Origin of the sequence: Streptomyces sp. NPDC014676 (assembly GCF_043084105.1) — a bacterium.
Classification (GTDB): Bacteria; Actinomycetota; Actinomycetes; order Streptomycetales; family Streptomycetaceae; genus Streptomyces.
This window is the reverse complement of the sequence record NZ_JBIBZI010000001.1, coordinates 466,034-491,826: the sequence shown is the minus strand read 5'-3', so window position 1 is coordinate 491,826 and position 25,793 is coordinate 466,034. Positions and strand designations below refer to the sequence as shown.

21 protein-coding genes and 2 tRNA genes are annotated in these 25,793 nt (G+C 71.7%); 5 read left to right on the top strand and 18 right to left on the bottom strand.

The genetic code is table 11. The annotated features are described in order from the left end of the window. Positions 1-459 precede the first annotated feature (459 nt). Together ACF1DX_RS02195 and ACF1DX_RS02190 are read left to right on the top strand one after the other, a co-directional pair. Positions 460-1,749: a cytochrome b/b6 domain-containing protein gene (locus ACF1DX_RS02195; protein ID WP_391789335.1), complete on the top strand. Its 1,290-nt coding sequence runs from the start codon at positions 460-462 to the stop codon at positions 1,747-1,749. A 184-nt stretch (positions 1,750-1,933) separates the two neighbouring features. Then, positions 1,934-3,544 carry an NADH-ubiquinone oxidoreductase-F iron-sulfur binding region domain-containing protein gene (locus ACF1DX_RS02190; protein ID WP_391789334.1) on the top strand — a complete coding sequence of 537 codons (1,611 nt, stop codon included), beginning with the start codon at positions 1,934-1,936 and terminating at the stop codon, positions 3,542-3,544. Between the two features lie 158 nt (positions 3,545-3,702). On the opposite strand, the gene ACF1DX_RS02185 is transcribed toward ACF1DX_RS02190, so the two are convergent. The 9 genes from ACF1DX_RS02185 to ACF1DX_RS02145 form a co-directional block, all read right to left on the bottom strand. After that, positions 3,703-3,775, bottom strand: a tRNA-Ala gene (locus ACF1DX_RS02185). Between the two features lie 142 nt (positions 3,776-3,917). Further along, entirely contained in the window at positions 3,918-4,151 is a 234-nt protein-coding gene (locus tag ACF1DX_RS02180) for a hypothetical protein (protein ID WP_019523121.1), read from the bottom strand. A gap of 3 nt (positions 4,152-4,154) precedes the next feature. Further along, entirely contained in the window at positions 4,155-4,328 is a 174-nt protein-coding gene (locus ACF1DX_RS02175) for a hypothetical protein (protein ID WP_391789333.1), read from the bottom strand. 201 nt (positions 4,329-4,529) lie between these two features. Next, positions 4,530-4,602: transfer RNA gene (locus ACF1DX_RS02170), tRNA-Ala, on the bottom strand. A 132-nt stretch (positions 4,603-4,734) separates the two neighbouring features. After that, entirely contained in the window at positions 4,735-5,403 is a 669-nt protein-coding gene (locus ACF1DX_RS02165) for a histidine phosphatase family protein (RefSeq protein WP_391789332.1), read from the bottom strand. Then, a complete protein-coding gene (gene rsfS / locus ACF1DX_RS02160) occupies positions 5,400-5,843 on the bottom strand; it encodes a ribosome silencing factor (RefSeq protein ID WP_391789331.1) in 444 nt (147 codons plus the stop codon). Before rsfS ends, ACF1DX_RS02165 begins: the two co-directional genes overlap by 4 nt. 94 nt (positions 5,844-5,937) lie before the next feature. Further along, positions 5,938-7,650, bottom strand: coding sequence for a LytR C-terminal domain-containing protein (locus ACF1DX_RS02155; protein WP_391789330.1), 1,713 nt, complete (start codon positions 7,648-7,650; stop codon positions 5,938-5,940). A gap of 16 nt (positions 7,651-7,666) precedes the next feature. Beyond that, entirely contained in the window at positions 7,667-8,305 is a 639-nt protein-coding gene (gene nadD / locus ACF1DX_RS02150; protein ID WP_391789329.1) for a nicotinate-nucleotide adenylyltransferase, read from the bottom strand. A 61-nt stretch (positions 8,306-8,366) separates the two neighbouring features. Further along, complete coding sequence (locus tag ACF1DX_RS02145; protein WP_030858187.1) at positions 8,367-8,531, bottom strand: hypothetical protein; 165 nt, start codon at positions 8,529-8,531, stop codon at positions 8,367-8,369. 356 nt (positions 8,532-8,887) lie between these two features. Here ACF1DX_RS02145 and ACF1DX_RS02140 point away from each other — a divergent pair, with 356 nt between their 5' ends. Next, positions 8,888-10,015 carry a M48 family metallopeptidase gene (locus ACF1DX_RS02140; protein WP_391789328.1) on the top strand — a complete coding sequence of 376 codons (1,128 nt, stop codon included), beginning with the start codon at positions 8,888-8,890 and terminating at the stop codon, positions 10,013-10,015. Positions 10,016-10,269: 254 nt separating this feature from the next. On the opposite strand, the gene ACF1DX_RS02135 is transcribed toward ACF1DX_RS02140, so the two are convergent. The 5 genes from ACF1DX_RS02135 to proB form a co-directional block, all read right to left on the bottom strand. Further along, a complete protein-coding gene (locus ACF1DX_RS02135) occupies positions 10,270-11,343 on the bottom strand; it encodes a hypothetical protein (protein WP_391789327.1) in 1,074 nt (357 codons plus the stop codon). Positions 11,344-11,430: 87 nt separating this feature from the next. After that, complete coding sequence (locus ACF1DX_RS02130) at positions 11,431-12,036, bottom strand: hypothetical protein (protein ID WP_391789326.1); 606 nt, start codon at positions 12,034-12,036, stop codon at positions 11,431-11,433. A gap of 72 nt (positions 12,037-12,108) precedes the next feature. Further along, on the bottom strand, positions 12,109-13,395 hold the full coding sequence (locus ACF1DX_RS02125) for a glutamate-5-semialdehyde dehydrogenase (protein WP_391789325.1): 1,287 nt from the start codon (positions 13,393-13,395) through the stop codon (positions 12,109-12,111). Positions 13,396-13,558: 163 nt separating this feature from the next. Continuing rightward, a complete protein-coding gene (locus tag ACF1DX_RS02120; RefSeq protein WP_391789324.1) occupies positions 13,559-14,026 on the bottom strand; it encodes a hypothetical protein in 468 nt (155 codons plus the stop codon). A gap of 133 nt (positions 14,027-14,159) precedes the next feature. Continuing rightward, the gene (gene proB / locus ACF1DX_RS02115; protein ID WP_391789725.1) at positions 14,160-15,266 is read right to left on the bottom strand and encodes a glutamate 5-kinase; all 1,107 of its coding nucleotides are present in this window, start codon (positions 15,264-15,266) and stop codon (positions 14,160-14,162) included. A 211-nt stretch (positions 15,267-15,477) separates the two neighbouring features. On the opposite strand from proB, the gene ACF1DX_RS02110 reads away from it, so the two are divergent. Together ACF1DX_RS02110 and ACF1DX_RS02105 are read left to right on the top strand one after the other, a co-directional pair. Continuing rightward, positions 15,478-16,893, top strand: coding sequence for a polysaccharide pyruvyl transferase family protein (locus ACF1DX_RS02110; protein ID WP_391789323.1), 1,416 nt, complete (start codon positions 15,478-15,480; stop codon positions 16,891-16,893). A gap of 118 nt (positions 16,894-17,011) precedes the next feature. Next, positions 17,012-19,084 (top strand): hypothetical protein, encoded by a 2,073-nt coding sequence (locus ACF1DX_RS02105; protein WP_391789322.1) that lies wholly within the window; start codon positions 17,012-17,014, stop codon positions 19,082-19,084. 107 nt (positions 19,085-19,191) lie between these two features. On the opposite strand, the gene ACF1DX_RS02100 is transcribed toward ACF1DX_RS02105, so the two are convergent. From ACF1DX_RS02100 to ACF1DX_RS02085, 4 genes are all read right to left on the bottom strand, one after another. Beyond that, positions 19,192-20,388, bottom strand: a complete 1,197-nt coding sequence (locus ACF1DX_RS02100; RefSeq protein ID WP_391789321.1) for a glycosyltransferase family 2 protein — start codon at positions 20,386-20,388, stop codon at positions 19,192-19,194. Between the two features lie 205 nt (positions 20,389-20,593). After that, positions 20,594-22,669, bottom strand: coding sequence for a hypothetical protein (locus tag ACF1DX_RS02095; RefSeq protein ID WP_391789724.1), 2,076 nt, complete (start codon positions 22,667-22,669; stop codon positions 20,594-20,596). Positions 22,670-22,853: 184 nt separating this feature from the next. Further along, complete coding sequence (locus ACF1DX_RS02090; RefSeq protein WP_030858165.1) at positions 22,854-24,350, bottom strand: bifunctional cytidylyltransferase/SDR family oxidoreductase; 1,497 nt, start codon at positions 24,348-24,350, stop codon at positions 22,854-22,856. A 226-nt stretch (positions 24,351-24,576) separates the two neighbouring features. Beyond that, positions 24,577-25,743 carry a hypothetical protein gene (locus ACF1DX_RS02085; protein WP_391789320.1) on the bottom strand — a complete coding sequence of 389 codons (1,167 nt, stop codon included), beginning with the start codon at positions 25,741-25,743 and terminating at the stop codon, positions 24,577-24,579. Between the last annotated feature and the right edge of the window lie 50 nt (positions 25,744-25,793).

Below are 25,793 nucleotides of genomic sequence, written 5' to 3'. Positions count from 1 at the left end.
TCTCTGCCTGCTGCTGCGGACTTCCCGGAAATGAAAAATCCCCTCGCACAGGAGGGGACGCCGCGCCGATTCCGACCTGCCGGTCACCGGCGGTCGGGACTGATCAGCGCGGCCCGCTAAGCAGAAGGCGTACGGCACGCATGGCGCCAGGGTACCGCAGCCGCCGATCCGGCCGCGACGCGCTTCCGCGGCACGTTGACCCAAGGTCAAATGTTACTTCGCGTAACGACCGCTAAGGGACATCACAACGGCCTCATTGTCATTTGATAACAGCGCAATAACTCAAACCTCGTACTCATCGGTATGACGCCCCTTAGAGTTCGGCAGCGGGACCGCTTTACCGAACCTTCGGAGTCGCCCCATGAACCCTCGTCCAGACTGCAGCCCGCCCCCCGCTCGGGGCCGGTCGGCTGCGGCTCCGTCGTGCCCGCTCCGCGCCGGGACGCCGGGAGGCAGGTCGTGAGGCCGGACGACAGCACGGCGGACGACTGGCTCGTCGAGTTCCTCAGCTTCGGTGCGGGCGTGCTGTCCCTGGTCTCCCTGAGCTGCTCGGTGATCTGGGGACTCGTCGCCCAGGACCGCATCCTGCTCGGCCCCCGGCAGCGGATCCTCGCGCAGGCGGTGCACCGGACGACCGCGGTCGCCTCGATCGCCTTCCTGCTGGTGCACATCGTCGTCAAGCTGCTGCAGGAGCACACCACCTGGATCGCCGCGGTGATCCCCTTCGGACTGCTCCTCACCGACGACGAGGCCGTCGCCGGCCGGGGGGTCCTCATCGGGCTCGGCACCCTCGCCGGGATGCTGATGATCTTCGTCGGCATCACCGGTGTGCTGCGCAACCGCTTCGCCTCCCCGGCACCGGTCGCGGCCCGCTGGCGGGCGATGCACATGCTGGCCTACCCGGCCTGGTGCGCCGCGCTGGTGCACGGCCTCTACGCGGGTCGAGCGGCGAAGCCGATCTTCACGATCCTCTACGGGCTGTCCGTGGTCGGCGTCATGGCGGCCCTCGCCGTGCGCGCCTCCCCGCCCCGCGTGAAGCGCAGGATCTCCGACCGGCTCACCGCGCTGCTCGGCGCCGCCGACCAGCAGCGGAGCCGTGAGGAGCGGCTGGAGGAGAGCAGGTCCCGGGCGGCCGGGTCCGCCCTGCCGGGATACGGCGGCGAGCGCGACTCCGCGCGGGGCGACGGGCGTCCGCGCGGGGACGGCGACCGGCGGGGCGAGAGACCGCGCGGCGGGCGCCCGCTGTACGAGACCGCCGGGCCCGCGCCCGCGCCGGAACCGGCGAACGGCTTCGCGGCCGCCTACCGCGCGGTCTCGGCGCCCGGCCGGCCGCCGGCCGGACAGACCCCCCTCACCGACGCGACCTCCCGCATGGAACTGCCGCTGGACATGCAGCCCACGGAGGCCATCCCGCGCGTGGACGGCCCCTCCAGCACCTCGGGCAACTGGCCGATCCCGTCCCCGCCGCCGGTCGGCGAGGCCCCGCCGTCGGCGTACGACCCGCTCCAGGACACCGGATACACCATCCCGGCCTATGACAATCCGGCCGCCTCCGGGTTCGGTTCGAGTGATGTGTACGACACCGGTGAGACGAACGGCCTCTACAGCACGTACAACCCGAGTGACACGTACAACAGCGGTCCCGTCCCCGCACCGAACCCCGGCGTGTCGTCGTCCTACGACTTCGACGCGCCGGGATCGGGCGAACCCTGGAACACACCGAACACGCCGTCCGGAGGCTTCAATTGAACCCTCCCCCCACAACAGCAACGGAAGAGTCGCGCGTGCCTGGCCCTCACGACGCACGGCAGCCGGGCCACCCGGCCACGTGGTCCGTCCGCCGTCTTCGGGGTGAACCCCCGTTTCCCGCCCTGCCCCGCAGGAGCCCGATTTCTCTCCCGGCCGGAGCCGGGGGCACCCTCGGAGGTCACCGGTGAACGAGGCCCTGCCCGACGTACCCGAAGTCCGCGTGGTCGGGCTTCCCCAGCTCACGTCGGGCTTCGACCTTGTGGACCGGCTCGATCTGCCCATGCACCTCAAGGTGCACGGGCCGCTCGAGCCGCTGGGCGGTGAGCAGCTCGCGCAGCTCGCCGAACGCATCAACCTCAGGGGCCGCGGCGGCGCGGGGTTCCCCTTCCACAAGAAGCTGCGCTCGGTCGCCGAAACGGCGATCAAGCGCGGTGTGCGGCCGGTCGTCGTCGTCAACGGCAGCGAGGACGAGCCGGCCTGCCGCAAGGACACGGTGCTGATCAACCGTGCCCCTCATCTCATCCTGGACGGCGCACTGCTGTGCGCCGAGGCCATGGGTGCCCGCACACTCGTGGTGGGGGTCACCCGGGAGTCCACCCAGCGCTCCATGGAGGCCGCGCTCGCCGAACGCGGTCTGAACAACGGACGCCGCTCCGCGCTGCGCGCCCGCGTGCAGCGCAACCCGGTCCGCATGGTCACGGGCGCGGCGGCCTCCCTGATCCGCTCGATCGACGGCGGCCCGGCGATCCCGCCGGGCCGCAAGACCAGCGCCTCGAAGAACGGCGTCGGCGGCGCGCCCACGCTGCTGTCCAACGCCGAGACCTTCGCCCAGCTCGCCATCGCCGCCCGCATCGGCCCGGAGCGCTACGGCAACACCGGCCTGTACGACGAGCCGGGCACCGTGATGCTCACGGTGTCGGGGGCGGTGGCCCGCCCGATGGTGATCGAGGCACCGACGGGTGTGCCGCTGCGCTACATCCTCCAGCTCGCCGGGGCTCCCCCGGTGCCGCAGGGGGTGCTGACGGGCGGCTACCACGGCAAGTGGATCGACGCGGCGACCGTCAACGAGGCGATCGTCTCCCGCAACTCCCTGGACGCCGTGGGCGGTGCGCTCGGCGCCGGGGCGATCCTGCCGATCAGTCAGGACACCTGCCCGCTGGGCGAGTCGCTGATGGTGGCGAAGTGGCTGGCGGAGGAGAGCGCCGGCCAGTGCGGTCCCTGCTACCTGGGGCTGCCGGCCGCCGCGCGCGGCTTGGAGGACATCCTCAACGGTGGCGGTCCGGCCGCCCTGGAGGCGGTCAAGCAGGTCGCCAAGAACGTGAAGCGGCGCGGGGCGTGTTCGCACCCGGACGGCTCCGCGATGTTCCTGGAGTCGACCATCAAGGCGTTCACCGACGACCTCGCCGCGCATGTCCTCGGCAACGGCTGCGGACGGCCCGTGGCGGGCGTCCTGCCGCTCTTCGAGGGGGGCAGGGCCCCTACGGGCATCCCGGGCGGCGGAGACGAGGAGAACGGGCCCAGCCGCCAGAAGATCTACGTCGACTGGACGCTGTGCCGGGGCCACGGCCTGTGCGCGGACATCCTCCCGGAGGTGTTCCAGCTCGGCGCGGACGGCTTCCCGACGGTGGCTCAGGCGCAGGTGCCGCGTTTCGCGGAGGCGAAGGCGCTGCGGGCGGTGCGCCGCTGCCCGGCGCTGGCCCTGCGCATCGAGGACGAGTCGCCCCAGGCGAAGGCGCCGTCCCGCAATCTGCCGGTGCTCTCGCAGGGTCGCGGCCGGCGCGCCCTGGGCCGCTGAGACGGGTCCCGGGCCGCTACGGCGGTCCGGGACGACCGGCGAGGACCGGAACAGGCCGCTGGAACCTGAACGGGCGGCGAGGACCGGAACAGACAGCGAGGTCCCGGACAACCAGCGAGGGCGGACCATCCGTTCGGATGATCCGCCCTCGACTTCTGTGGAGCTAAGGAGAATTGAACTCCTGACCTCCTGCATGCCATGCAGGCGCTCTACCAACTGAGCTATAGCCCCTTGCTGCCACGCGGCGGAGCCGCATGTCGTTCGTGTCGCCCGGTTTCCCCGGCGGCGACGCCAACTTTACACGGTCGACCCGGGCCAACACCAAATCGGTTTCGCTTCGCTCGCCTATGTCCCGAATTTCCCCTACCGGGGGTCACGCGGTCACGAACGAATAGAAGCGCTTGAGCGTGCAGTGCTCCTCCAGCAGCCGGCCATAGATCGGCTCCCCCTCGAGTTCGCGGTACGTCTCGATGGGGTCGCCTTTTATGATCAGCGCCCGCGCGCATTCCTCGCACCAGTACTGGTAGTCGGGGTTGAGCGGCTCCATGTCCCGGACGATCGGCGTCCCGCTGCCGCACCAGTCGCACTTCCGCCTGTGTGCACCCATCGGTCAGCTCCAGCTGTGGCCGCAGGCCGTGCACACGTAGGAGATCCCGCCGTTGTCGCCGAGCACCTGGGCGACGTGCGCGGAGCCGCAGGAAGGGCAGTTGAGGCGGGTAGAGGTCCGTCGCGTCGACACCGCTCCGAGGAGGTGGTCGACCTCCTCGAGGATGCTCGCAGGCATCACAACTCCCTCCCGTCGGGCCGCGCCCCCTTCCGGCCGTTTGATTCTGCCACGACCGGGCCGACACGGTCAGCGACGCCGGGGTACCGGTCGGGACACGGCTCGGCGCCTCACAGGGGTATACGCCCGCGAGAGCCGTCCCGCTCAACGGCGGACAACAAAAGATCCCGTCCCCTTGCGAGGGACGGGATCTTCGTCATGTGGAGCTAAGGAGAATTGAACTCCTGACCTCCTGCATGCCATGCAGGCGCTCTACCAACTGAGCTATAGCCCCTGGCTGCCACGTGACGCGGCTTCCTGGTGTTCCCTCCCGCTCGGCGGGGCGAACAAGAAGAACTCTAGCCTGTGACCTGCCGGAAAGTGAAATCCGGGTCCCGGGGCGTCCCGGGGCCGGATCGAAGCACTCTCAGTCGTCGTCGCCGAGCACCGGCTCCGGCAGGGTGCCGGCGTTGTGCTCGAGCAGCCGCCAGCCGCGGGCGCCCTCGCCGAGGACGGACCAGCAGCAGTTGGTGAGACCGCCCAGGCTCTCCCAGTTGTGCGGGTCGAGTCCGAGCAGCCGGCCGATGGTGGTGCGGATGGTGCCGCCGTGGCTGACCACGACGAGCGTGCCGTCCTGCGGGAGCTTCTCGACGTGCCGCAGCACCACGGGGGCGGCGCGGTCGGCGACCTCGGTCTCCAGTTCGCCCCCGCCCCGGCGGACCGGCTCACCGCGCTTCCACGCGGTGTACTCGTCGCCGTACCTGGCGATGATCTCGTCGTGCGTCAGGCCCTGCCAGACGCCCGCGTAGGTCTCCCGCAGGGCCTCGTCGAGGGTGACCTCCAGGCCGGTGAGCGCGGCGAGCTCGGCGGCGGTGGCCGCGGCCCGCTTCAGGTCGGAGGCGACGATCGCGTCGGGCTTGAGCCCCGCGAGGAGGCGGGCGGACCGGCGGGCCTGGGCGACGCCGGTCTCGGTGAGGTCCACGTCCGTGGAGCCCTGGAAGCGGCGCTCCACGTTCCAGGACGTCTGACCGTGCCGCCACAGGATGACGCGGCGGCCCCGGCGCGCGGACCCGCCCACCTCACCGGTGGCGCTCACCACTCACCGCCGGGCTGCGCGGCCTCCTCGGCCTCCTGGAGCCTGGCGTGCTCGGCGGCCTTGCCGCGGGTGGCCTTGGCGTCCTCGGGCAGCTCCAGCTCGGGGCAGTCCTTCCACAGCCGCTCCAGGGCGTAGAAGACGCGCTCCTCGCTGTGCTGGACGTGGACGACGATGTCGACGTAGTCGAGGAGTACCCAGCGGGCCTCGCGGTCGCCCTCGCGGCGGACCGGCTTGGCGCCGAGCTCCTTGCTGAGCCGCTCCTCGATCTCGTCGACGATGGACTTGACCTGGCGGTCGTTGGGCGCGGAGGCCAGCAGGAAGGCGTCGGTGATGGACAGCACGTCACTGACGTCGTAGGCGACGATGTCGTGCGCGAGCTTGTCGGCGGCCGCCTGGGCGGCGGTGGTGACGAGCTCGAGGGAACGGTCGGTTGCGGTCACTGCGAGGCTTTCGGTCGGTGGACACTTGCTGTCAAGGGTCTCACGGACCGCCGGGCGCACCCTCCGCAATTGCGGAGGGTGCGCCCGGAGCGCGCTACGAGCCGGGGTCGTAGTCCTGGCCGAGGACGACCGAGACGCGGGCGTTGGCGGAGACCTCGCCCTTGGTGACGGAGCCGGCGGGCAGTCCCAGGGTCTTGGCGACCTCGGTGGCGTTCTCCTTCTCGGCGGCGTCGGCGTAGACGACCTTCGAGGTGGTCTCGGCGGCGCCGGCGGCGCCCGCGTCCCGGAAGGTGAAGCCGCCGTTGAGGAGCACCACGCGGGCCTTCTCGGTGTTGTCCTTCGTCCCGGTGGCGTTGCGCACGGAGACGCTGACGGCGGCGTTCTTGTCGGGGCTCTTGGCGGTGCCGCCGAGGACGTCCTTGACGACGCTGTCGCTCGCCTGGGCGGTGAGCGTGCCGTCGTCCTGCACGGGCAGCACGGCGGTCTTGTGGTCGCCGCCCTTGGCGCGGTCGGAGAGCCGGGCGAGGAAGGAGCCGAGGTCCTTGTCGGTGAGCGGCGGCTCGATGATCTGCCCGAGGGTCTGGACGGTGACCGTGGCGGCGTCCGGGTCGGAGGTCATCTTGCGCAGGACGCCGTGCAGGACCTGCCCGAACCGCTCCAGCTGGGCGTTCTGGGACTCGCCGGAGCCGCGGTGGGTGGCGTAGGCGACGGCCATCTTGCCGCTGAGGGTCTGGCCCTTGCCCTTCCTGACCAGGGGCGCCTCGCCCTTCTTCCCGGCGTCCGGGTCGGGCACGTCGGTGTCGGTGTCGACCTCGATGTTGCCGACGAGGTCGACGAGGGTGAGCAGGAACGGGGTGTCCAGCCGCCAGGTGCCCTCGATGTCGGTGCCGAGGACGGTGTCGAGGGCGGTCCTGGTGCCCTCGGAGCCGTCGTCCTCGACCGACTTGGCGAGCGTGGTGGTGGTGCCGTCGTCGGCGGTCAGGGTGAGGGAGTTGGGCAGCAGCACGGTGGTGCCCTGCTCGGTGGTGGTGTTGTCGACGAGCAGGGCGGTGACGGTGCCGCCGCCTGTGGTGTCGTGCAGGTGGACGACGATGACGTCCCGCTTCTGCGCGCCCGCGGCCGTCGTGGTGCCCGTGCCGGGACCGGAGTCGGACAGGCCCGGCAGCTTCCCGGCGTACCAGAGGTAGCCGACGCCGCCGGCCGCGACCAGGGCGAACACCACGACGAGGGCGATGATCCGGCTGCGGGCGCGGCGCTTGGCCTCCTCCCGGCGCTCGGTGCGGTTCTCCGTGAACTTCATCCAGTCGATGACGTCCTCGGAGTCCCCGTCGGGCTCCTCGACGAAGGCGAACTGCTCGGTGCGGTACTCCGGTGCGGGCCCGTCGGAGCCCTGCTCGTCGTCGGCCGGGCCGGGCTGCTGCGGGATGTGCGCGGTCTGCTCGGTGACGCGGGGCTGCTGCCCGGTGTGCGCGGACTGCGCGGTCTGCCCGTAGGGGTCGTACGGGGCGCTCTGGCCGCCCTGGCCGCCCTGTTGGGTGCCGTAGGGGTCGTAGGAGTCGTAGGACGGCGCCTGCGGCTGCTGCGGGGCGCCGGTCCCGGTCCCGTAGGGGTCGTACGAGGGCTGCTGGTGTCCGCCCGTGTGGTACGGGTCGTAGCCGTAGCCCTGCTGCGGGTAACCGTCGTACTGCTGGTTCTGCTGGTCCGTGGCCTGGCGGTAGACAGGCCGGCCGTACTCGTCGTAGCCGACGAGCTCGTACGGGGCGCCGCCCCCGTCGGCCCCGTATCCCGCGTCGTATCGGTCGTTCACCGGTGCCCCTCTCGGCTCACTCGCCGCGGTACAGCTCGCGCTTGTCGATGTAGCGCACGACTCCGTCCGGCACCAGGTACCAGACGGGTGCCCCCTCGGCGACCCTCGCACGGCAGTCCGTGGAGGAGATGGCGAGGGCGGGAACCTCGACGAGCGAGACACCGCCCTCGGGCAGGCCCGCGTCGGTCAGGTGGTGGCCGGGCCGGGTCACGCCGATGAAGTGTGCCAGGGAGAACAGTTCCTCGCTGTCGCGCCAGGTGAGGATCTGGGCGAGGGCGTCGGCACCGGTGATGAAGAACAGGTCGCTGTCCGGGTTGAGCGCGCGCAGGTCGCGCAGGGTGTCCGTGGTGTAGGTGGGGCCGCCGCGGTCGATGTCGATGCGGCTCACCGAGAACTGCGGGTTCTCGGCGGTCGCGATGACCGTCATCAGATAGCGGTCCTCGGCGGCGGACACCGCGCGGTGGCTCTTCTGCCACGGCTGGCCGGTGGGGACGAACACCACCTCGTCGAGGCGGAACTGCGCGGCGACCTCACTGGCCGCCACCAGGTGTCCGTGGTGGATCGGGTCGAAGGTGCCGCCCATCACGCCGAGACGGCGCCTGCCCTGCCGCGCCGGGCCGTTGCCGGGGCCGGTAGGCATGTCCTGCTCTCCCATGCGTGCAGACCCTACCGGCCCGGCCTGAACACCCCGTCCGCCAGGGCGGCCGGCAAGAGGCTCAGCGGTCGCGGTTGAAGCGGGTGGTGACCCACAGCAGGAGCAGCAGCACGAACAGGGCGCCGCCGCCGGTGAGGTAGGGGCTGAGGCTCTCGTGGTTGCCGCCGTGCTCTCCGCCCTCGGCGGCAAGGGTGGCGAACTGGGCAGCGGTGCTGTGGATGCTCATCTTCGGCAGGACCTATCGCGTGTGGGCGGGACAAAGACGTCGGCTCATCGTATGCGGGGGCCTTCCCGTCGATCACGCCGACTCCGCCGTTGCGGGCCCGTGGAGGGCGCGAGGAACCTTCCGCGCCGCTCAGTCGTCCTTCCGGCTGTAGCCGCGCGACAGGAACCACGCGGTGAGCGCGCAGCCCACCACCATCACGATCAGAAGCACCCGGAGCAAGATCCCGCACCTCCTCGGCCGTCCCGTCCGTCACTGCCCGTCCACGGTGACTCCGCCTGGGCCGGGCTGCGCCTCGGGGACGTGAAGGGCCGCGACAAGGGTCCGCGAAGGATCACTCAGACGCACATGGGGGATACATGTCCGACGGCCATCAGCACAACGGGCACGAGAGCGTGCCGAGCAGGCAGCGCAGGCGCTTCCCCGGGATCTCCACGCGGGCGTACGAGCATCCGGCGGACCGTTCCGCGCTGGTGGCGCTGCGCAAGCTGACCGGTTTCGACACGGTCTTCAAGGCGCTGAGCGGCCTGCTGCCCGAGCGCAGTCTGCGGCTGCTGTTCCTGTCCGACTCGGTGCGGGTCTCGGACCGGCAGTTCGCGCACCTCAACGACATGCTGCGGGACGCCTGCTACATCCTGGACCTGGAGAAGGTCCCGCCGATGTACGTCAAGCAGGACCCGAATCCGAACGCGATGTGCATCGGCCTGGACGAGCCGATCATCGTGGTGACCACGGGTCTGGTGGAGCTGCTCGACGAGGAGGAGATGCGGGCGGTCGTCGGACACGAGGTCGGGCACGCGCTGTCCGGGCACTCGGTGTACCGGACGATCCTGCTGTTCCTGACGTCGCTGGCGGTCCGGGTCGCGTGGATCCCGCTCGGCAATGTCGCGATCATGGCGATCGTGACGGCGCTGCGGGAGTGGTTCCGCAAGTCGGAGCTGTCCGCGGACCGCGCGGGGCTGCTGGTCGGACAGGATCCGCGGGCCTCGATGCGCGGTCTGATGAAGATCGCGGGCGGCAACCACCTGCACGAGATGAACGTGGACGCGTTCCTGGAGCAGGCCGAGGAGTACGAGGCGGGGGGCGACCTGCGCGACTCCGTGCTGAAGATCCTCAACGTGCTGCCCCGCTCGCACCCGTTCACCACGGTGCGGGCGGCCGAGCTGAAGAAGTGGGCGGCCTCCCGCGACTACCAGCGGATCATGGACGGCCACTACCCGCGCCGCGACGAGGACAAGGACGCCTCGGTACGGGACTCCTGGCGGGAGTCGGCGAGCAGCTACGCGGACGAGGTGCGCACCTCCAAGGACCCGCTGATGAAGCTGGTCAGCGACATCGCGGGCGGTGCCGGAGACCTGGGCGGCCGGGTCCGCCGCGGCTTCGGCGGGTTCACGTCGTCGGAGCCGAAGTCCCCGAAGCCGGGACCGCGGGAGCCGGGTGCGCCGTCGGGCACGGAGGACGACGAGCCGCCGCGCGACGGGGCGTAGGCCCGCCCGGCCGCGGGGGCCGGCGGACCACGGCGTCCGGCGCCCCGCTCATGCCCGCGTGGTGCGCCCCGCCGCTGACAACGCCGATCGCCCCCGCCGCCCCTTCCCGTCCCGAACCCAGGGCTCCGCCCCCGGGACGGGACGGGTAAGGGCGGCGGGGGCGAGGAAACCCCCAGGCACGGAGCAGCCGTACAGGGCTCGGGCGCATCGCCACCCCACCACCCCCGTCGGGCCCGCGCCTCGCCGCCCGGCGTTCACAGCGTCGGCTGGGCGCCCGGTGCCAGGGCGCCGCACAGGGCCGGGATGCTGCCCGTGGCGTAGGGGTCGGTGACGGTGGGAGTGGTCTCCTTCGCCTTCTGGCCCGCCAGCAGCGGGCGCAGCCGGGCGGCGGAGTCCTCGGCGCAGGAGAGCGGGCCGGCCTGGACCTGGGCGACGACGAGTTCCGCCTGGTGCATGCGCAGATCGTCGCGGTCGAAGCGGAAGCGCAGCTCGCGCCGGACGGTGAACAGGGACGCCTCGGCGTCCGGGCCCGTGCCGGCCGGGCGCAGCGCGTAGACGAACGTGTGGTCCGTGGTGACCTCGAGGGTGGAGGAGTCGTTCTCGGTGGCCTGCATGGTGCCCTGGACCCGGATCCCACGGTCGGCCAGCCGCACGCGGGCGGGGTCGAAGCGGACCAGCCATCCGGTGGGCGCGTGCCGTCCGTCGGCGGCGGGCCGGTCGAAGCTCCGGTCGAACTGGTCCAGCTGCCCGGGGTCGAGCAGTGCCCGCACGGGCCGGGTCTCGCCGCCGGTGAGCACGCCCGGGTCGAGGGCGGACCGCACGAGGTAGTCCTTGGCGGTGAGCAGCGCGGTCACCACCTGGCCGTCGGAGAAGTGCGCGGTGCGCCGGGACGCCGGGAGCGGCACCCCCTCGGCACCGGGCCGGAACCGCGCCGCCGGACTGTGCGCGTACAGCCGTTCGACGTCGGCGGTGCCGGGGACCTCGCCCCGCGGGGCGAGCGGGATGACGGTCATCCGCAGCGGCTCGGCGGGGTCGTCGGCGGCGGGGTTGCGGTAGGGGTGGCGCAGGCCCATGTAGACGGCCGTGCCGAAGGCCACGGCGATCAGCAGGACCAGGACCAGCGCCTGCCGGGTCAGGCCGCCGCGCCTGCGCGGCGGGCGGCGGCGCACGGCGGGCGCGTGGTCGGTGATGCGCTGCTCGGCGGAGTACTCCTGGAGCCGGGCAGCGCGGACGAAGGACTCGTCGAAGACGACGGACCTGTACTCGTCCTCGCCACCTCCGGGGGCTCCCTCGGGCGTCCCCTCGGGTGGGTCCGAAGGCCCTCCCATATCTTCAGGGTAGGTCCGGGGAGGTCCCGGTAAACGCCCGGCCGGGGCACAAGTTCTGACAGGTTCTCACCAGGCCGGCGGCCGGTCTCAGGGGCCGCCGCGCGGGATCACCGGGACGGCCGGCTGGGAGTAGTCGGCCGACGCGGAGGGCGCCGCGGAGTGCGCCGTCGCGCCACCCTGCTCCACGCCGGTGGTGGCGGGCGGCGGGGCCGGTTCCTGGCGGCCCCCGGAGGCGCCCCGGTAGACGGCCGAGAAGGCGAGCGCGACCATGCCGACGCCCATCACCAGGGCGAGCATCCAGGCGACGGGACGGTGCCAGCGCACCTGCCTGCCGTACGGGCCCGGGGAGCCGTAGTCGTCCTCCAGGACGTCCTCGTCGTCGTCCGGGTCGTCGTAGCCGGAACCGCCCCGGTAGCCGCCGTACCCGTCGTCGTACCGCTCGCCGCGCGTGCGGGCCCGGCGGGCCTCCGCCTCGGAGGCCTCGGCTCTGGCCTGCGCGGCGGCCAGGAGGCGTTCGACGGCGGTCGGCTCGTGGACCTCGGCCGCCCGTACGAAGGCCTCGTCGAAGACCACGGAGGCGAACTCTTCGTCCGACACCCCGCGGTCGTGGTCGTCGTCGGGCTCCCAGCCGTCAGGGAACGGCGTGCCCCCCACGTCCTCCGGCACAGACCCAGAGTAGACCTGGGGGGTCATTTTGGGCAGACGGTATGGAAATTCATCCGTCCGCCGAGACGGTTCCGCCGCCGCGCCTTCCCCGTGCGCGGGTCAGCGCCGTACGTGACCGTCGCCGGTGACGATGTACTTCGTGCTGGTCAGCTCGGGCAGGCCCATCGGTCCCCGGGCGTGCAGCTTCTGCGTCGAGATGCCGATCTCCGCGCCGAAGCCGAACTGGCCGCCGTCGGTGAACCGGGTGGAGGCGTTCACCGCGACCGTGGTGGAGTCCACCAACTGGGTGAAACGGCGGGCGGCCTGCTGCGAGGTGGTGACGATGGCCTCGGTGTGGCCGGAGGTCCACAGCCGGATGTGCTCGACGGCCCGGTCGAGGGAGTCGACGACGGCGGCGGCGATGTCGTGGGAGAGGTACTCGGTCTCCCAGTCCTCCGTGGTGGCCTCCACGACGGTGGCGCGGGAGTCCTTGGCGTACGCCATCACGCGTTCGTCGGCGTGCACGGTCACCCCGGCGTCGGCGAGGGCGTCCAGGGCGCGCGGCAGGAACTCGGGGGCGATGTCCTGGTGGACCAGGAGGGTCTCGGCGGCGTTGCAGACGCCGACCCGCTGGGCCTTGGAGTTGACCAGGACGTCGACGGCCATGTCGAGGTCGGCCGCGGCGTCGACGTAGACGTGGCAGTTGCCGGTGCCGGTCTCGATGACGGGGACGACCGACTCCTGGACGACCGTGTTGATCAGGGAGGCGCCGCCGCGCGGGATGAGCACGTCGACCAGGCCGCGGGCGCGCATCAGCTCGCGCACGCTGTCCCGGCTCTCGCCGGGTACGAGCTGGACGGCGTCGGCGGGCAGCCCGGCGCCGTGCACGGCGTCGCGCAGGACGCGCACCAGCGCGGTGTTCGACCGGTACGCGGAGGACGAGCCGCGCAGCAGGACCGCGTTGCCGGACTTCAGGCAGAGGGCGGCGGCGTCGACCGTGACGTTCGGCCGGCCCTCGTAGATGATGCCGACGACGCCGAGCGGCACCCGGACCTGGCGCAGGTCGATGCCGTTGGGCAGGGTGGAGCCGCGGACGACCTCGCCGACCGGGTCGGGCAGCGCGGCCACGTCCCGCACGTCGGCGGCGATCGCGCGCACCCGCTCGGGGGTGAGGGTGAGCCGGTCGATCATGCCCTCGCTGACGCCGGCCTCGCGGGCCCTGGCCACGTCCTGGGTGTTGGCCTCGACGATTTCACTCGTACGGACCTCCAGCGCGTCGGCGATGGCGAGCAGCGCGTCGTCCTTGGCGGCCCGCGGCAGCGGCGCGAGGGTGGCGGCGGCCCCCTTGGCCCGGTAGGCGGCCTGGCTGACCGGGGACATCGAGTCGTACGGCGAGAGCGTGGTCATGGGGGAAGGGTAGTGCGGGCGGCCGTCGTCGACGGCATGCGTTTCACACCCCGAGACAGCGGCTTTTGCCCCTTGGGCACCGAATTGCGCACCCCTCCCCCCATCTCCTCGTTCTCGGGAGGGACGCGCCCGGGTTCTCGGGAGGGAGGCGCCCCGAGTGCTTCTAGAAGGGATGCACGCCGACCGGTGTCGCCAGCGCGGGTCCGTAGCCCGCCGCGACGCGCTGGTGGTAGGTGGCCCGGTCGATGACCTCCAGGCCGACGATCTCCCAGGGCGGCAGGCCGGCGGTCCGGCGGTGTTCGCCCCACAGGCGCAGCGCCACGGCGGCCGCGTCGTGCAGGTCGCGGGCCTCCTCCCAGTAGCGGATCTCCGCGTGGTCGTCGGCGTAGCGGCTGGTCAGCAGGAAGGGGTGGTCGTGGGCAAGCTGTTCCAGCGCCCGCCGGACCTCCGCGACCGGGGCCGGCCGGCCGGAGACGCTGAGGGTGACGTGCCACAGGCGCGGCAGGTCCCGGGGGTCGCCGCCGCCCTGGAACCGGTCACCGGCCGCGACGCTGCTCAGGGCGCGCTCGTCGCCGGCCGCACGGGAGCCGGCCCCGCGAGACGATGTCGTCCCCGGGCGCACTCGTCTCACGACGGCCTCCTTCACGCGCGGACCCACCCGGTGGTCGGGCGGATGTGTCCTCGCAACAAAGTTGAGCAGGCCGCCGTGGCTCGCGGGGCACTTTCGCGGAACGTCCACCACCGCGGGCGGACGTTTCGGCGCATTACGGATGCAGGACCACCAGATCGTCCCTGTGTACGACCTCACGTTCGTACTCCGGTCCGAGATCCCGGGCGAGTTCATGGGTCGAGCGGCCGATCAGGAGGGGGATCTCCTTGGCGTCGAAGTTGACCAGCCCCCGGGCCACCGCCCGCCCCTCGGTGTCCCGCAGCTCCACCGGGTCGCCCGCGCTGAACTCGCCCTCGACGCCCGCGATCCCGGCCGGCAGCAGCGACTTGCGGCCCTGGACGACCGCGCGGACCGCGCCGTCGTCCAGGGTGAGCGAGCCCTGCGGGGTGGAGGCGTGCTGGAGCCACAGCAGCCGGTCGGCGGAGCGGCGCCCTGTGGGGTGGAAGTAGGTGCCGGTGTCGCCGCCGGTGAGGGCGTCGGCGGCGTGGACCGCGCTGGTCAGCACCACCTGGATGCCGGCGGCGGCGGCGATCGAGGCGGCCTCGATCTTGGTGACCATGCCGCCGGTGCCGACGCCCGCCTTGCCGGCGCTGCCGATCTCGACGTGGGCGAGGTCCCCGGGACCCCTGACCTCGGCGACGCGGGAGGTGCCGGGGCGGCTGGGGTCGCCGTCGTAGACGCCGTCCACGTCGGAGAGCAGGACCAGCAGGTCGGCGTGGACCAGGTGGGCGACGAGGGCGGCGAGCCGGTCGTTGTCGCCGAAGCGGATCTCGTCGGTGGCGACGGTGTCGTTCTCGTTGACGATCGGGAACGCGCCCATCGCCAGCAGCTTGTCGAGGGTGCGGGAGGCGTTGCGGTGGTGGGCGCGGCGGCTCATGTCGTCGCTGGTCAGCAGCACCTGTCCGACCCGGACGCCGTAGCGCGCGAAGGAGGCGGTGTAGCGGGCGACCAGCAGCCCCTGGCCGACGCTGGCGGCGGCCTGCTGCCGGGCCAGGTCCCGGGGGCGGCGGCGCAGGCCCAGCGGGGCGAGTCCGGCGGCGATGGCACCGGAGGAGACGAGGACGATCTCCCGCTCTCCCCCGCTGCGGGTCTTGGCCAGCACGTCGACGAGCGCGTCCACGCGGTCGGCGTCCAGACCGCCCGCCGCGGTGGTCAGCGACGAGGAGCCGACCTTGACGACGATCCTGCGTGCCTCGCCCACGGCCTGCCTTGCCCCTGTCACCCTGCCGCCCGTCCCTCACGTCGGTCGATCACCCGTCAGGCAATCTACGCGAAGCGGATCGTCCGGCGCTCGGCCGTTCCAGCCTCCGGACACGCGCACCGTGACCGTTCACTCACGCACCGCGCCGGGTGAAAAGGTTGCGCCGGGCACCCATAGAAATCAAACGTTCAGTAAACGTATTTTGAATGCCGTGTCACACAACGTTCGCGGCAAGAAACGCATCCTCCTGAGATCGGGGAAGAGCCCCTACGACGTCCTGTCCGTGGAGGAGGCCCTCCACCGTGACGTCATCGCCACCAACTCCGGCAACCTGATCTTCAGCGATGCCGCGCACAAGATCCTCGAGACGCCCCGTACCGAGGTGGTCTCGAACGAGATGCGGACCGAGGTGGCCGCGGCGGCGCGCATCAACGAGGAGTACGACGCCTTCGTCGTCCCGCTCGCCAACGCCTTCCGCCCGTCCTTCGAGCCGGGCCTGAAGCGGCTCACGCGGCTGATCGGCCGGCTGAGGATCCCCGTGGTCGTCCTCGGGGTCGGCGCGCAGACCGGGCTGAACTACAACCCGGACCGGCTGAAGCCGATGGAGCCGTCCGTGCGCGCCTTCGTCTCCGCGGTGCTCGACCACAGCGCCTCGATCGGCGTGCGGGGCGAGTTCACCGAGAAGTACCTCAAGGACATGGGCTTCCGCGACGTCGAGGTGATCGGCTGCCCGTCGCTGTTCATGTACGGCAAGGAACTCGTCGTACAGAAGCGGACGCAGGCGCTGACCGCCGACTCGCGCATAGCGATCAACGGCTCGCACAGCGCCGTGCGCAGGCTCGGCATGGACCGGATCATCTCGCGCGCCCACTCCCGCTACCCGAACCTGCGGTTCATAGGCCAGAACCTCAGCGACGCCAAGCAGTTGCACTGGCGGGACCTGTCCGACCCGAACGGGAAGGTCACCGCGATGCCGACGCATCCCGACCACCCGATGTACCGGGAGGACAAGGCCCGCGTCTACGTCGACCCGGTCACCTGGATCGACGACCTGCGGGACTTCGACTACTCCTTCGGCTCCCGCATCCACGGCAACATCGCCGCGCTGCTGGCCGGTACGCCCGCGACCGTGCTGTGCGCGGACTCGCGGACGCTGGAGCTGTGCCGCTACTTCGAGATCCCGCACCGCCGGATCGACAAGCTGCCCGAGGACGTCGACCCGGCACGGCTGTACGAGGAGACGGACCTCAGCGCGCTCACGGGCAACCACCACGAGCGGTTCGAGCGGTTCACGGCGTTCCTGGACCGCAACGGCCTGGAGAACACCTTCTCGCACGGCGACGGCGGCGCGGCCTTCGAGAAGAAGCTGCGCTCGCTGGACTTCCCGCCGGGCGTGCGCCCCTGGATCGACACCGACCTCGCCTCCCTCGCCTCCCGCATGGGCTGGCTGAACAACCGGGTGGGCGAACTGACCCAGGAGAACACCCGGTTGAGGCGGGACCTGGACCGGGCGAGGTCCGGTGCGCACGGGTACGCGGCAGGGCCGGCGACCACGTCGGTGTACCGCCGGGCCCGCCGCGTGGTGGGCGCTCCCCTGCGCCGGGCGCTGCAGGGAGGCCGGAAGTAGGGTCCCGGGGCCACAGCCCCCTGGTCACTCCCCACGACGAGGACACCCGCGTGTCGTCCGGAGGTGGGCGCGCGTTAACCCGGGCGCCCGCTTCTGCGTCGACCCTGGAGTGACCGCAGTGCCCGAACCCTCGTCCCCCCGGCGGCGGACCGCCGCCCAGTTGCTCGTCCTCGCCCTCCTGTCGGCCGCCGTCGCCGCGCAGGCCGTCGCCGCGCTGCGCCCCCATGTGCCGCTGCTGCTCGTCTCGACCGCCGTGTCCCTGGCGGTCGAGGGCGTGCTGTACCGGTGGCAGCCCGGCATGGTGGCGCTGTTCGCCAAGTCGCACGCGGACGTCACCGTCCGCCATGTGCTGCGCGATCTGCTGCTGGTGGTGGGCCTGCTGCGGCTCGGCGAGCAGCACCGGGAGACGCAGTACGCCCCGCTGGTCGCCGGGCTGCTCGCCTTCTACGCGCTGCACTGCGCGGTCCAGGCGGTGTCCGTGCTGGTCCGCCGCACCCGCACGCTGCCGGTGCTGACCCGCAACATCGACGCCTCGGCGCTGCGCCTGTCCCCCGCCCCGCACGTGCTGCTGCGCCGCCCCGGCCACCGGCTGCTGGTGTTCGGCCTGCCCGCCACGGCCGGGCTGACGGCGACGGCGGTCACCGACGACGCCCGGTACGCGGCGGCCGGTGTCGCGCTGGCATTGCTGCTCACGGCCGCTGGCCTGGGCGCGCTGCTGCTGCGGCTGCTGCCGGGGCGGCGTCCGGCGGGCGAGCAGGAGGTGCTCGACTGGTTCGACGCGTGGCTGGCCGAGTACCGGCCGACGGTCGGCCTGTACTTCTCCGGCGGCCCGTCCTCCGCCTACCAGGCCAACATGTGGCTGGAGCCGCTGGCGGGGCTCGGCGGGCGGCCGGTGATCGTGCTGCGGGAGCGGTTCATGGTGCCGAGGATCGCGGCGACCGACATCCCCGTCGTGTGCCTGCCGAAGGTGTCCACGCTGATGCGTCTCGAGCAGTCCACGCTCCAGGTGCTCATCCACCCGTCGAACTCCGGCAAGACCTCCCAGGTGCTGCGCATCCCCACGATCAAGCACACCTTCGTCAACCACGGCGAGAGCGACAAGCTCTCGTCCTGCAACCCGTACGCGAAGGCGTACGACGAGGTGTGGGTGGCCGGTCCGGCGGCGCGCGAGCGGTACGCGCTGGCCGACGTGGGGGTCGAGGACAAGGACGTGGTGGAGATCGGGCGCCCGCAGCTGGACGCCGTACGCCCGTACGCGGGTCCGCCCACCGGGGCGTACACCACCGTGCTGTACGCGCCGACCTGGGAGGGCTGGGACGGCAACCCGGGCAACACGTCGGTGGTCGCGGCCGGTGAGAACCTGGTGCGGGCGCTGCTCGCCGACCCGGGGGTGCGGCTGCTGTACAAGCCGCACCCGCTGACCGGCTCGGTGGATCCGCGGGCGGGCGCCGCCGACCGGCGGATGCGGGAGCTGATCCGGGCGGCGAACCGGGAGCGGTCCGGGGCGCGTCCCGCGCCGTCGGGGGAACTGGCGCGCCGCACCGCCGAGCTGGACCGGCTCACCACGGCCGCGTTCCGGGCGGGCGCCGACCAGGTCGAGCGGATGCTGGTGCAGTCCGCGCCGGAGCCCGGCCGGGCGGAGGCGGTGGCGCGGGCGAAGGCGGCCTGGGAGGAGGCGTACTGGGCGTCGCTGCCGGAGTGGGAGCACCAGGTCGTCACGGACGCCCGCCCCGAGCTGTACTCCTGCTTCGACGTCGCCGACCTGCTGATCAGTGATGTGTCGAGCGTGATCAGCGACTTCCTGGCGAGCGAGAAGCCGTACGCGGTGGCGAACACCAGCGGACTGCCCGAGGAGGCGTTCCGTGCGGCGTTCCCGACGGTGGCGGCGGCGACGGTGCTGACGCCGGACGCGGCCGGGGTGCCGGCCCTGCTGGAGTCGGTCCGCGCCCCGGAGAAGGACGAGCTGGCCCCGGCCCGCGCGGAGTTGAAGCTCCGCCTGCTGGGCCCGGCCGACCCGACGTCCCAGCGGCGCTTCGCCGCGGCCGTCCAGGCCCTGTGCGCGGCGGCACAGGCCCATCGCACCCGTGCTCCCCGGCGCCTCGCCGCGGAACTCCCCGGCCAGCGCCATCAGACCACCGGTACGCCGGCGCCCGTCACACTCATCCCGCACCGGCCGTCCCGCCCCGCGTAACACCACGGCCGAAGCGCAGGAGGGTTTTCGCCCCCGCCGCCCCTTCCCGTCCCGAACCCGGGGCTCCGCCCCGGACCCCGCTCCTCACACGCCGGAGGGGCTGGAATTCAGGCCGCCGTCGGGGTCAGCAGGCGGCGGGCCCTGCGGGCGACCCGGCGCAGTGCGGAGCCCGTGCCGCCCGCGCGGTGGCCGGGGACCGCGCGGGCCTCGCGCGGGGTGGCCAGGTACACGGAGTCGGGGATGCCGGCCGCGCGGTCGCGGAAGTGCGGGTAGGCGAGGTAGACGCGGCGGCCCCGGCGCTCCAGCAGGGCCTGCGGCTGCTTCTTCTCCTGGACGAACCGGAGGACGTCCAGGAGGAGTTCCAGCCGCTGCCCGGCCACCAGGTGCAGCCGCAGCCGCTCCTCGGTCTTCAGCAGCCGGGCGACGCCCTCGGTCCAGTGGACGTCCATCAGCGGCCGCGCCAGCTCCAGTTTGCGCCGCCGGACGTCGTCGGTGTCCTTGAGGAACCGGGGGCCGAACTGGGGCAGCAGGGTGACGGTGAAGGGCCGCACCATGAGCAGGTCGCGGCGGGGGCCCTCGGGGACGAGGCCGGCGATCAGGTTCATCAGGGCGCGGGCGGAGTCGAACCGCAGGGTGTAGCCGCCGCTCCTGGTGACGTGCTTGCCGTCGTCGCGGCCCACCAGGTAGTAGCAGGTGTAGTCGGCGATCACGGAGACGCCGTCGGCCCGCAGATAGGCCTCCATGGTGAACAGCGCGTCCTCGCCGGTGAACAGGGACTCGTCGAACCGCATGCCGTGCCGGTCGAGCAACGCGCGGCGGAACAGCTTCTGCGCGCTGAGCGTGAACTTGATGTGGGAGGAGTAGACGTCGGTCCGCTCCAGTGTCTTCCCCCACATGGACTTCGGCGCGCCCCGGTTGACGCCCTCGACCCGGCCCAGGACGACATCGGTGCCGGCCCGGTCGGCCATGGAGACCATCCGCTCCAGGGCCTCGGGGCCCAGCCGGTCGTCGGCGTCCAGGAAGAAGACGTAGCGCCCGGTGGCCCTGCCCAGGCCCACGTTGCGCGGGCCGCTGGGGCCGCCCGAGTTCTTCTGCCTCAGCACGGTGACCGGCATGGGCGTGCGGGCCGCGAACTCCTCCAGGTACTCCCCCGTGCCGTCGGTCGAGCCGTCGTCGACCGCGATGACCTCGATGCGCTCCGGGCCGATGGTCTGTGCCTCCACGGAGGCGAGGCACTCGACCAGATACGGCATCGCTTCGTACGCCCCGATGATCACGGTGACATCAGGCTGCGCCACGGTCACGTTTCCCCCTGTTCATGTGAATAGCCCCCCGTATCACCTCATTCGCTACTTGTCAGACGGATGTTCGAGGCAGGGGGTTGCCTCGGACACCTGTTTTAGTGGTCCACGTCACAGGGCCGCCGTCGCCCCGTCGGGTATGCGACAGGGCCCGGTCCCCGAGGATCAACTCCTCGGGAACCGGGCCCTGTCGAGCCCGCCGGGCGGGTCAGACGGCGTCGACGCCGTCCGCCTCACCCGCCGCCGACGCCCGCGGCACGGGCACCGCGTCCGCCAGCTCCACGTCGGGGCCGCCGGTGGTGATCCGGGACTCCTGGCCGAGGTTGCGCGCCTCGGCCTTCAGCGCGAGCTGGGCGACCGCGGTGTTGAACTGGTCGATGGACTTCGGCTCGTCCGGGCCGAGCAGGTAGCGCTTGAGCTCCTCCCGGTCCCCGGCCAGCGGGTCGGCGGCCGGGTCGCGGACCGCGTCGAGCAGCCCGCCGAGCTCCTTCGCCCCGTTGGACAGGATCACCGCGGCGCGCACCGCCGTGTTCTGCCGCTTGAACTCCTCCACGCCCAGCCCGGCGGAGTCCGTGACGGCGTACGGCTTGCCGCTGGCGATGAAGTCGGAGACCACGCTGGAGATGTCGGAGACCATCGCGTCGGAGACGTTGAAGCAGTCGTACAGCCGCGGCTCGGCGCCCGTGATGACGCGGTGTTCCCAGTCGGGGAAGGAGCGCCAGTACGCGGTGTTCCACTCGGCGCGCAGCCGGGCGGTCTCCTCGTACCGGGCCACGTCGGTCACCCCGTCGCGGGAGGCCTCGGCCTCGTCGCCCTTCTCGGTGCCGCCGGTCAGCTCGGCCAGCCGGGCCTCGATGCGGGCCAGCTCGGCCCTGGCCTCGCTCTGGGCCGCCGTGTCGACGGTGAAGCGCGGATCGGCGGCGCGCGCGGCGGCGGCCTTCTCGATCAGCGCGGTGATCCGCTGGTGGGCGGCCTTCGCCTTCGCGCTGCGGGTGCCGGTGAAGGGGTGAGGCTTGTACAGGACCCGCACCGCCGGGTCGGCCTCGACCAGCTTCTTCACGATGTTCTCGCCGGCCAGCAGGATCGAGGTGTTGCCGGGGTTGTCGTCCCAGCCCTCCCAGGTGGGGGCGTACAGGACCGTCGGCATGCGGTCGCCGGGGACGCCCTGCCAGGTCCGGATCGGGGCCAGCTGGGGGCGGCCGACCTCGACGATGTCGTCGTCGCGGACACCGACGTCGGCGATGGCGTAGCGGTCGCGGCCCGCGCGGCCGGCCGTCCACACCTCGTCGTAGACCTTGCTGAACGGGTTGACGCTGGCGAGCTTGTCGCTGTCGCCGTGGCCGATGAAGACGTGCTTCATGGTGGGCACGCGCAGCATGTGGATGTTCTTGCCGACGTTCGCCGCGTACAGCGCGACCCGCACCGTGGACAGGTCCATGTTCATCAGGTGCACCCCTCCGGGCACGCAGACGACGGGGACCGTGGTGGGCGCCAGGTTCTGCAGGATGACCCGCTCGCGCAGCAGGACCAGTGGACGGGTGTCCAGCTGCTCCATGGTCTCCAGCCACATGTTGACCTGGTAGGCGGAGTCCTTGGATCCGGAGAAGTACAGCACGGTCTCCGGGCGGTACTCGCGCAGCCAGCCGTCGACCGCGTCCAGCACCTTCTCCGGGGTCGGCGGGGTCTTCCGGCCGCGCACGTAGGGCAGCAGGGCGAGGACGTACAGGACGCCCGCGGCCACCGTGACGCCGATGCCGGCGTAGCCGACGGCGGCCGACTCCAGGAAGGCGCCGAGGAGTATGCCGACGACCGCCGCGAGGTCGAGGTGGAGCATCTTCTCCGCGGGCCGGTTCAGCAGCACCTTCGGCGGCGCGTCCGGGATGCGGATGCGGGAGGCCAGGTCGACGTTGCGGGTGGCGACCGGCATCCGGCGGCGGTTGCGGATCAGCGTGGTGAGCGCGCCGTGCGGGGCCTGAAGACCGTAGAAGGCGATGAAGCAGGCGATCGCCCCGTAGTAGATCAGGTTGTCCGCGAGGGACAGGCGGGCCAGCAGCAGGATCAGCAGGAGCTGTCGGATCAGGAAGCGGATCGACAGGCCGGCCCGTACCTTGCTGAGACGGTTGACCAGGTAGCTGCCCTTGCGGTGCAGATAGTGGTCCGCCAGGTACGTCACTGCGGCCGCTGCCGCGAAGGCGGGGATGCTCGGGACGAGCGCGGCCAGCATGAGGCAGGGGAAGCCCAGCAACATGAGGACCGCCGCGGCCAGCTCGGCCGCGCTGCCCACCCGGGCGACGCGAATAGCGGTGGATATCACGGATAACCTGCTCTTGGAGGGGGGAGTGCCGGTTTTTGTGCCTGTGCGCAATTCAGGAGGTACGGATTCAGGCCCCCGCGAACTCCCGTCGACTGACTACGTGAACAGGAGGCCGTGGAGGCCTGAATTACGGAAGACTATTTGGCGGCAATTATTACACGCCGTCCTGACGGTCCAACACCGCGGCCAGCGCCTGCTCAAAGCCGGTGGCCCGCGCCGCGCCCGCCGTCGGGTCCTGCTGCCGTACGTCGATGACATGGCCGGTGAGCTCGGACAGCAGCACGTCCAGCGAGGTCCGGGCGACCGCCTCGGAGGAGAGCAGGCTGCCCGCCGGCTCCTGTCCGAAAGCCTTGGTGCGCATCGGCGTGGCGGTGCGCTCCGGGTTGATGCAGTTCACCCGGACGCCGTCACCGGCCCACTCGTCGGACAGGGCCTGGGTGAGGTTCACCATCGCGGCCTTGGTCGAGGAGTACAGGCTGTACTCGGCGCGCCCGCGGGTGTAGCTGCTGGAGGTGTACAGCAGCAGCTGTCCCTTGGTCTCGGCGAGGTACTTGTAGGCGGAGCGGGCGATCTGCACCGGGGCCAGGTAGTTGACCTTCAGCGCCTCCTCGATGGTGGCGTTGTCGGTCTCGGCGAGCTTGCCGATGCGCAGCACGCCCGCGGTGTTGACGACGTAGTCGATGCGGCCGGTCTCGCCGTACGCCTTGGACAGCGCGTCGTCGACCTCCTCCGGGTTCTCCACGTGGGTGCCGGTGGTGGAGCGGCCCAGCGCGTAGACGGTGGCGCCGTAGGACTCGGCGAGCTCGGCGATGTCCTTGCCGATGCCGTACGAACCGCCGAAGACCACCATGGTCCTGCCGGTGAGCAGCTTCCGGTAGGCCTCCTCGGAGACCTGCTCGGGCGCGGCGGTGGAGGCGAGCTGGAAGAGCTTGTCGGCGATGAAGACGTCGACGGGCTGGGTGACCTTCATGTTGTACTCGTCGCCCGCCACGACGTGGATCGGCACGTCCGGCAGGTACTTGAGCACGACCGAGCAGTCGTCCGTGGCCTGGAAGTTGGGGTCGTTCGCGGCGACCTCGTAGGCGCGGCGGATGGTGGACAGCTTGAAGGCCTGCGGGGTCTGGCCGCGGCGCAGCCGGGAGCGGTCCGGGATCTCCGTGATGAACTCGCCGTCCTCGCCGTGCGTGCGCGTGACGATGATGGTGTCGGCGGACGGGATGGCCACGTCGACGGCCTGGTAGCGCTCCAGCGCGCTCACGCAGTCGTCGATGACGCGCTGCGACAGCAGGGGGCGCACGGCGTCGTGGAAGAGGACGTTGCGGTCCTCGCCCTCGGCCAGGCCCTCGCCGAGCGCGGCGATGGCCCGCTCCGTGGTCTCGTTCCGGGTCGAGCCGCCCTCGATGACCTTGGTGACCTTCGTGAACCCGGCCTTGGCGACGATCTTCTCGATGTCGGGCACGTATCCCGGCGCCATCAGCACGATGATGTCGTCGATGGAGTCGGCCTTCTCGAAGGTGGTCAGGGTGTGCTCGATGACTGCCTTGCCGGCGATCTTCAGCAGCTGCTTGGGGATCGAGAGACCCACCCGCTGACCGGTACCGCCGGCCAGGATCACTGCGGTGGTACGGGGCTTGGCTATGTGCTGGGACACAGGTGACCTACCTTGGGGCGACAGGGAACTTCGAAATGGTCCCACTTGGGGTTACCGCAGTGCAAGGTGAGCGACCTCTGCCGCATATGTGCGCGCCACCTGTCATTCACCTAGGACTCCTGGTGCCCCGTGGGGGGTTCCAGGGACCCGCGGTGAATTCTTGTGAGTAACTCCACAGGAGTTATGTCATTGCTGTGCGTGACAGGCGGGACACCACCCGGTCGGCTCAGCGCAGGCGCAGCCGTTTCAGGCAGCGGTGGCCGAGGACCTTCACCAGTTCCTTCGACGATGTCCGGTGAACAGTACGCCCTTTGCCGGTGCCGTTCGTCGCGGCGACCGCGGTGAGCATCCCGAACAGGGCCTGCGCGGCCACCTCGGGGGCGAGCCGCGGCTCGCCCGCCTGTCCCCCGGACGCCGGTACGCGGGACAGCGCCTCCGGGTCGCCGAGGATCCGTACGCCCAGGGAGCCGATCCGCGCGGCCGTCTCGGCGCCGATCCCGGAGGCGGCCTCCAGGGCCCATTGCGGAGTACGGATCTTCACGTCCCGCGGGGTGGGACCGCACGCGTTCTTCATATGTGCGATCGCGCCGTGCCGTACCAGCCTCGAATAGAACTCTTCCGGAAGCTCATTGCCGCGGAATTCCTTATTGAGGTGCCGCAGCATTTCGGTCTCGGCGAGGGTGAGGGAACGGTTCGCGGTCTCCGGGACCGGCCGCAGCAGTCCCCCGGGCAGCCCGAGGAGCGCCTCGAAGGTGCGCATCAGCGCGTCCCGGTCGCGGTCGTCGACCACGACGACGGTCACCCGGCCGGGACCGGTCGCCGCGGCCCACCGCTCGACCAGCCGGTCGTGCCGGTGCCGGCGCCAGAAGCTGGGGGTGGGCCTGTCGTACGGGGCCCGGCGGAGCATGTGCTCCAGCCACGGCTCGTAGCCCAGCCGCAGCCCGTTCTGCACGTACTGCTGCCACTGCGAGGGCATGATCCGCGTCAGGGGCCGCAGGGTGACCAGGACGTGCACCCTGTCCGCACCGCCGAGCTGCTCGACGATCCGGGCGATCGTCGCGTCGTCCTCGGCGTCGGCGAAGAACTCGCTGCTGATCACGGAGGTGCGCTCCCCGGTGGCCGCCACCTGGTCCAGCAGCCGCCGCCAGTGCCTCTCGGTGGGGACGGGGTCCCCCATCATCGCGGGCCGGGCGCAGGCGGCGAGGACGGCCTCCATCGGGTGCCGGCTGTGCGCCGGGAAGTCGACGCCGTGCCGCGCCATCTCCTCCTTCGCGGCGAACAGCGCGCCCTGGACGGCGGTGGTGCCGGTTTTGTGCGGCCCGATGTGCAGCAGCCGGGTACCGGCGGGGAGGGCGGGGACGCGGAGTTCTTCTCTCGTACAGTCGGTGTCCATGCCGAGGCACGGTAGGGCGGCTCACTGAGGATCCGGTGAGAGCAGCCTGG

Excerpts from the sequence above, each read along its gene's own strand:
- ACF1DX_RS02085 (WP_391789320.1), bottom strand. The coding sequence starts at position 25,743 with ATGGACACCGACTGTACGAGAGAAGAACTCCGCGTCCCCGCCCTCCCC.
- ACF1DX_RS02175 (WP_391789333.1), bottom strand. The coding sequence starts at position 4,328 with ATGCCTGCGAGCATCCTCGAGGAGGTCGACCACCTCCTCGGAGCGGTG.
- nadD (WP_391789329.1), bottom strand. The coding sequence starts at position 8,305 with ATGGGAGAGCAGGACATGCCTACCGGCCCCGGCAACGGCCCGGCGCGG.
- ACF1DX_RS02135 (WP_391789327.1), bottom strand. The coding sequence starts at position 11,343 with ATGGGAGGGCCTTCGGACCCACCCGAGGGGACGCCCGAGGGAGCCCCC.
- ACF1DX_RS02140 (WP_391789328.1), top strand. The coding sequence starts at position 8,888 with ATGTCCGACGGCCATCAGCACAACGGGCACGAGAGCGTGCCGAGCAGG.
- ACF1DX_RS02180 (WP_019523121.1), bottom strand. The coding sequence starts at position 4,151 with ATGGGTGCACACAGGCGGAAGTGCGACTGGTGCGGCAGCGGGACGCCG.
- ACF1DX_RS02130 (WP_391789326.1), bottom strand. The coding sequence starts at position 12,036 with ATGACCCCCCAGGTCTACTCTGGGTCTGTGCCGGAGGACGTGGGGGGC.
- ACF1DX_RS02145 (WP_030858187.1), bottom strand. The coding sequence starts at position 8,531 with ATGAGCATCCACAGCACCGCTGCCCAGTTCGCCACCCTTGCCGCCGAG.
- ACF1DX_RS02125 (WP_391789325.1), bottom strand. The coding sequence starts at position 13,395 with ATGACCACGCTCTCGCCGTACGACTCGATGTCCCCGGTCAGCCAGGCC.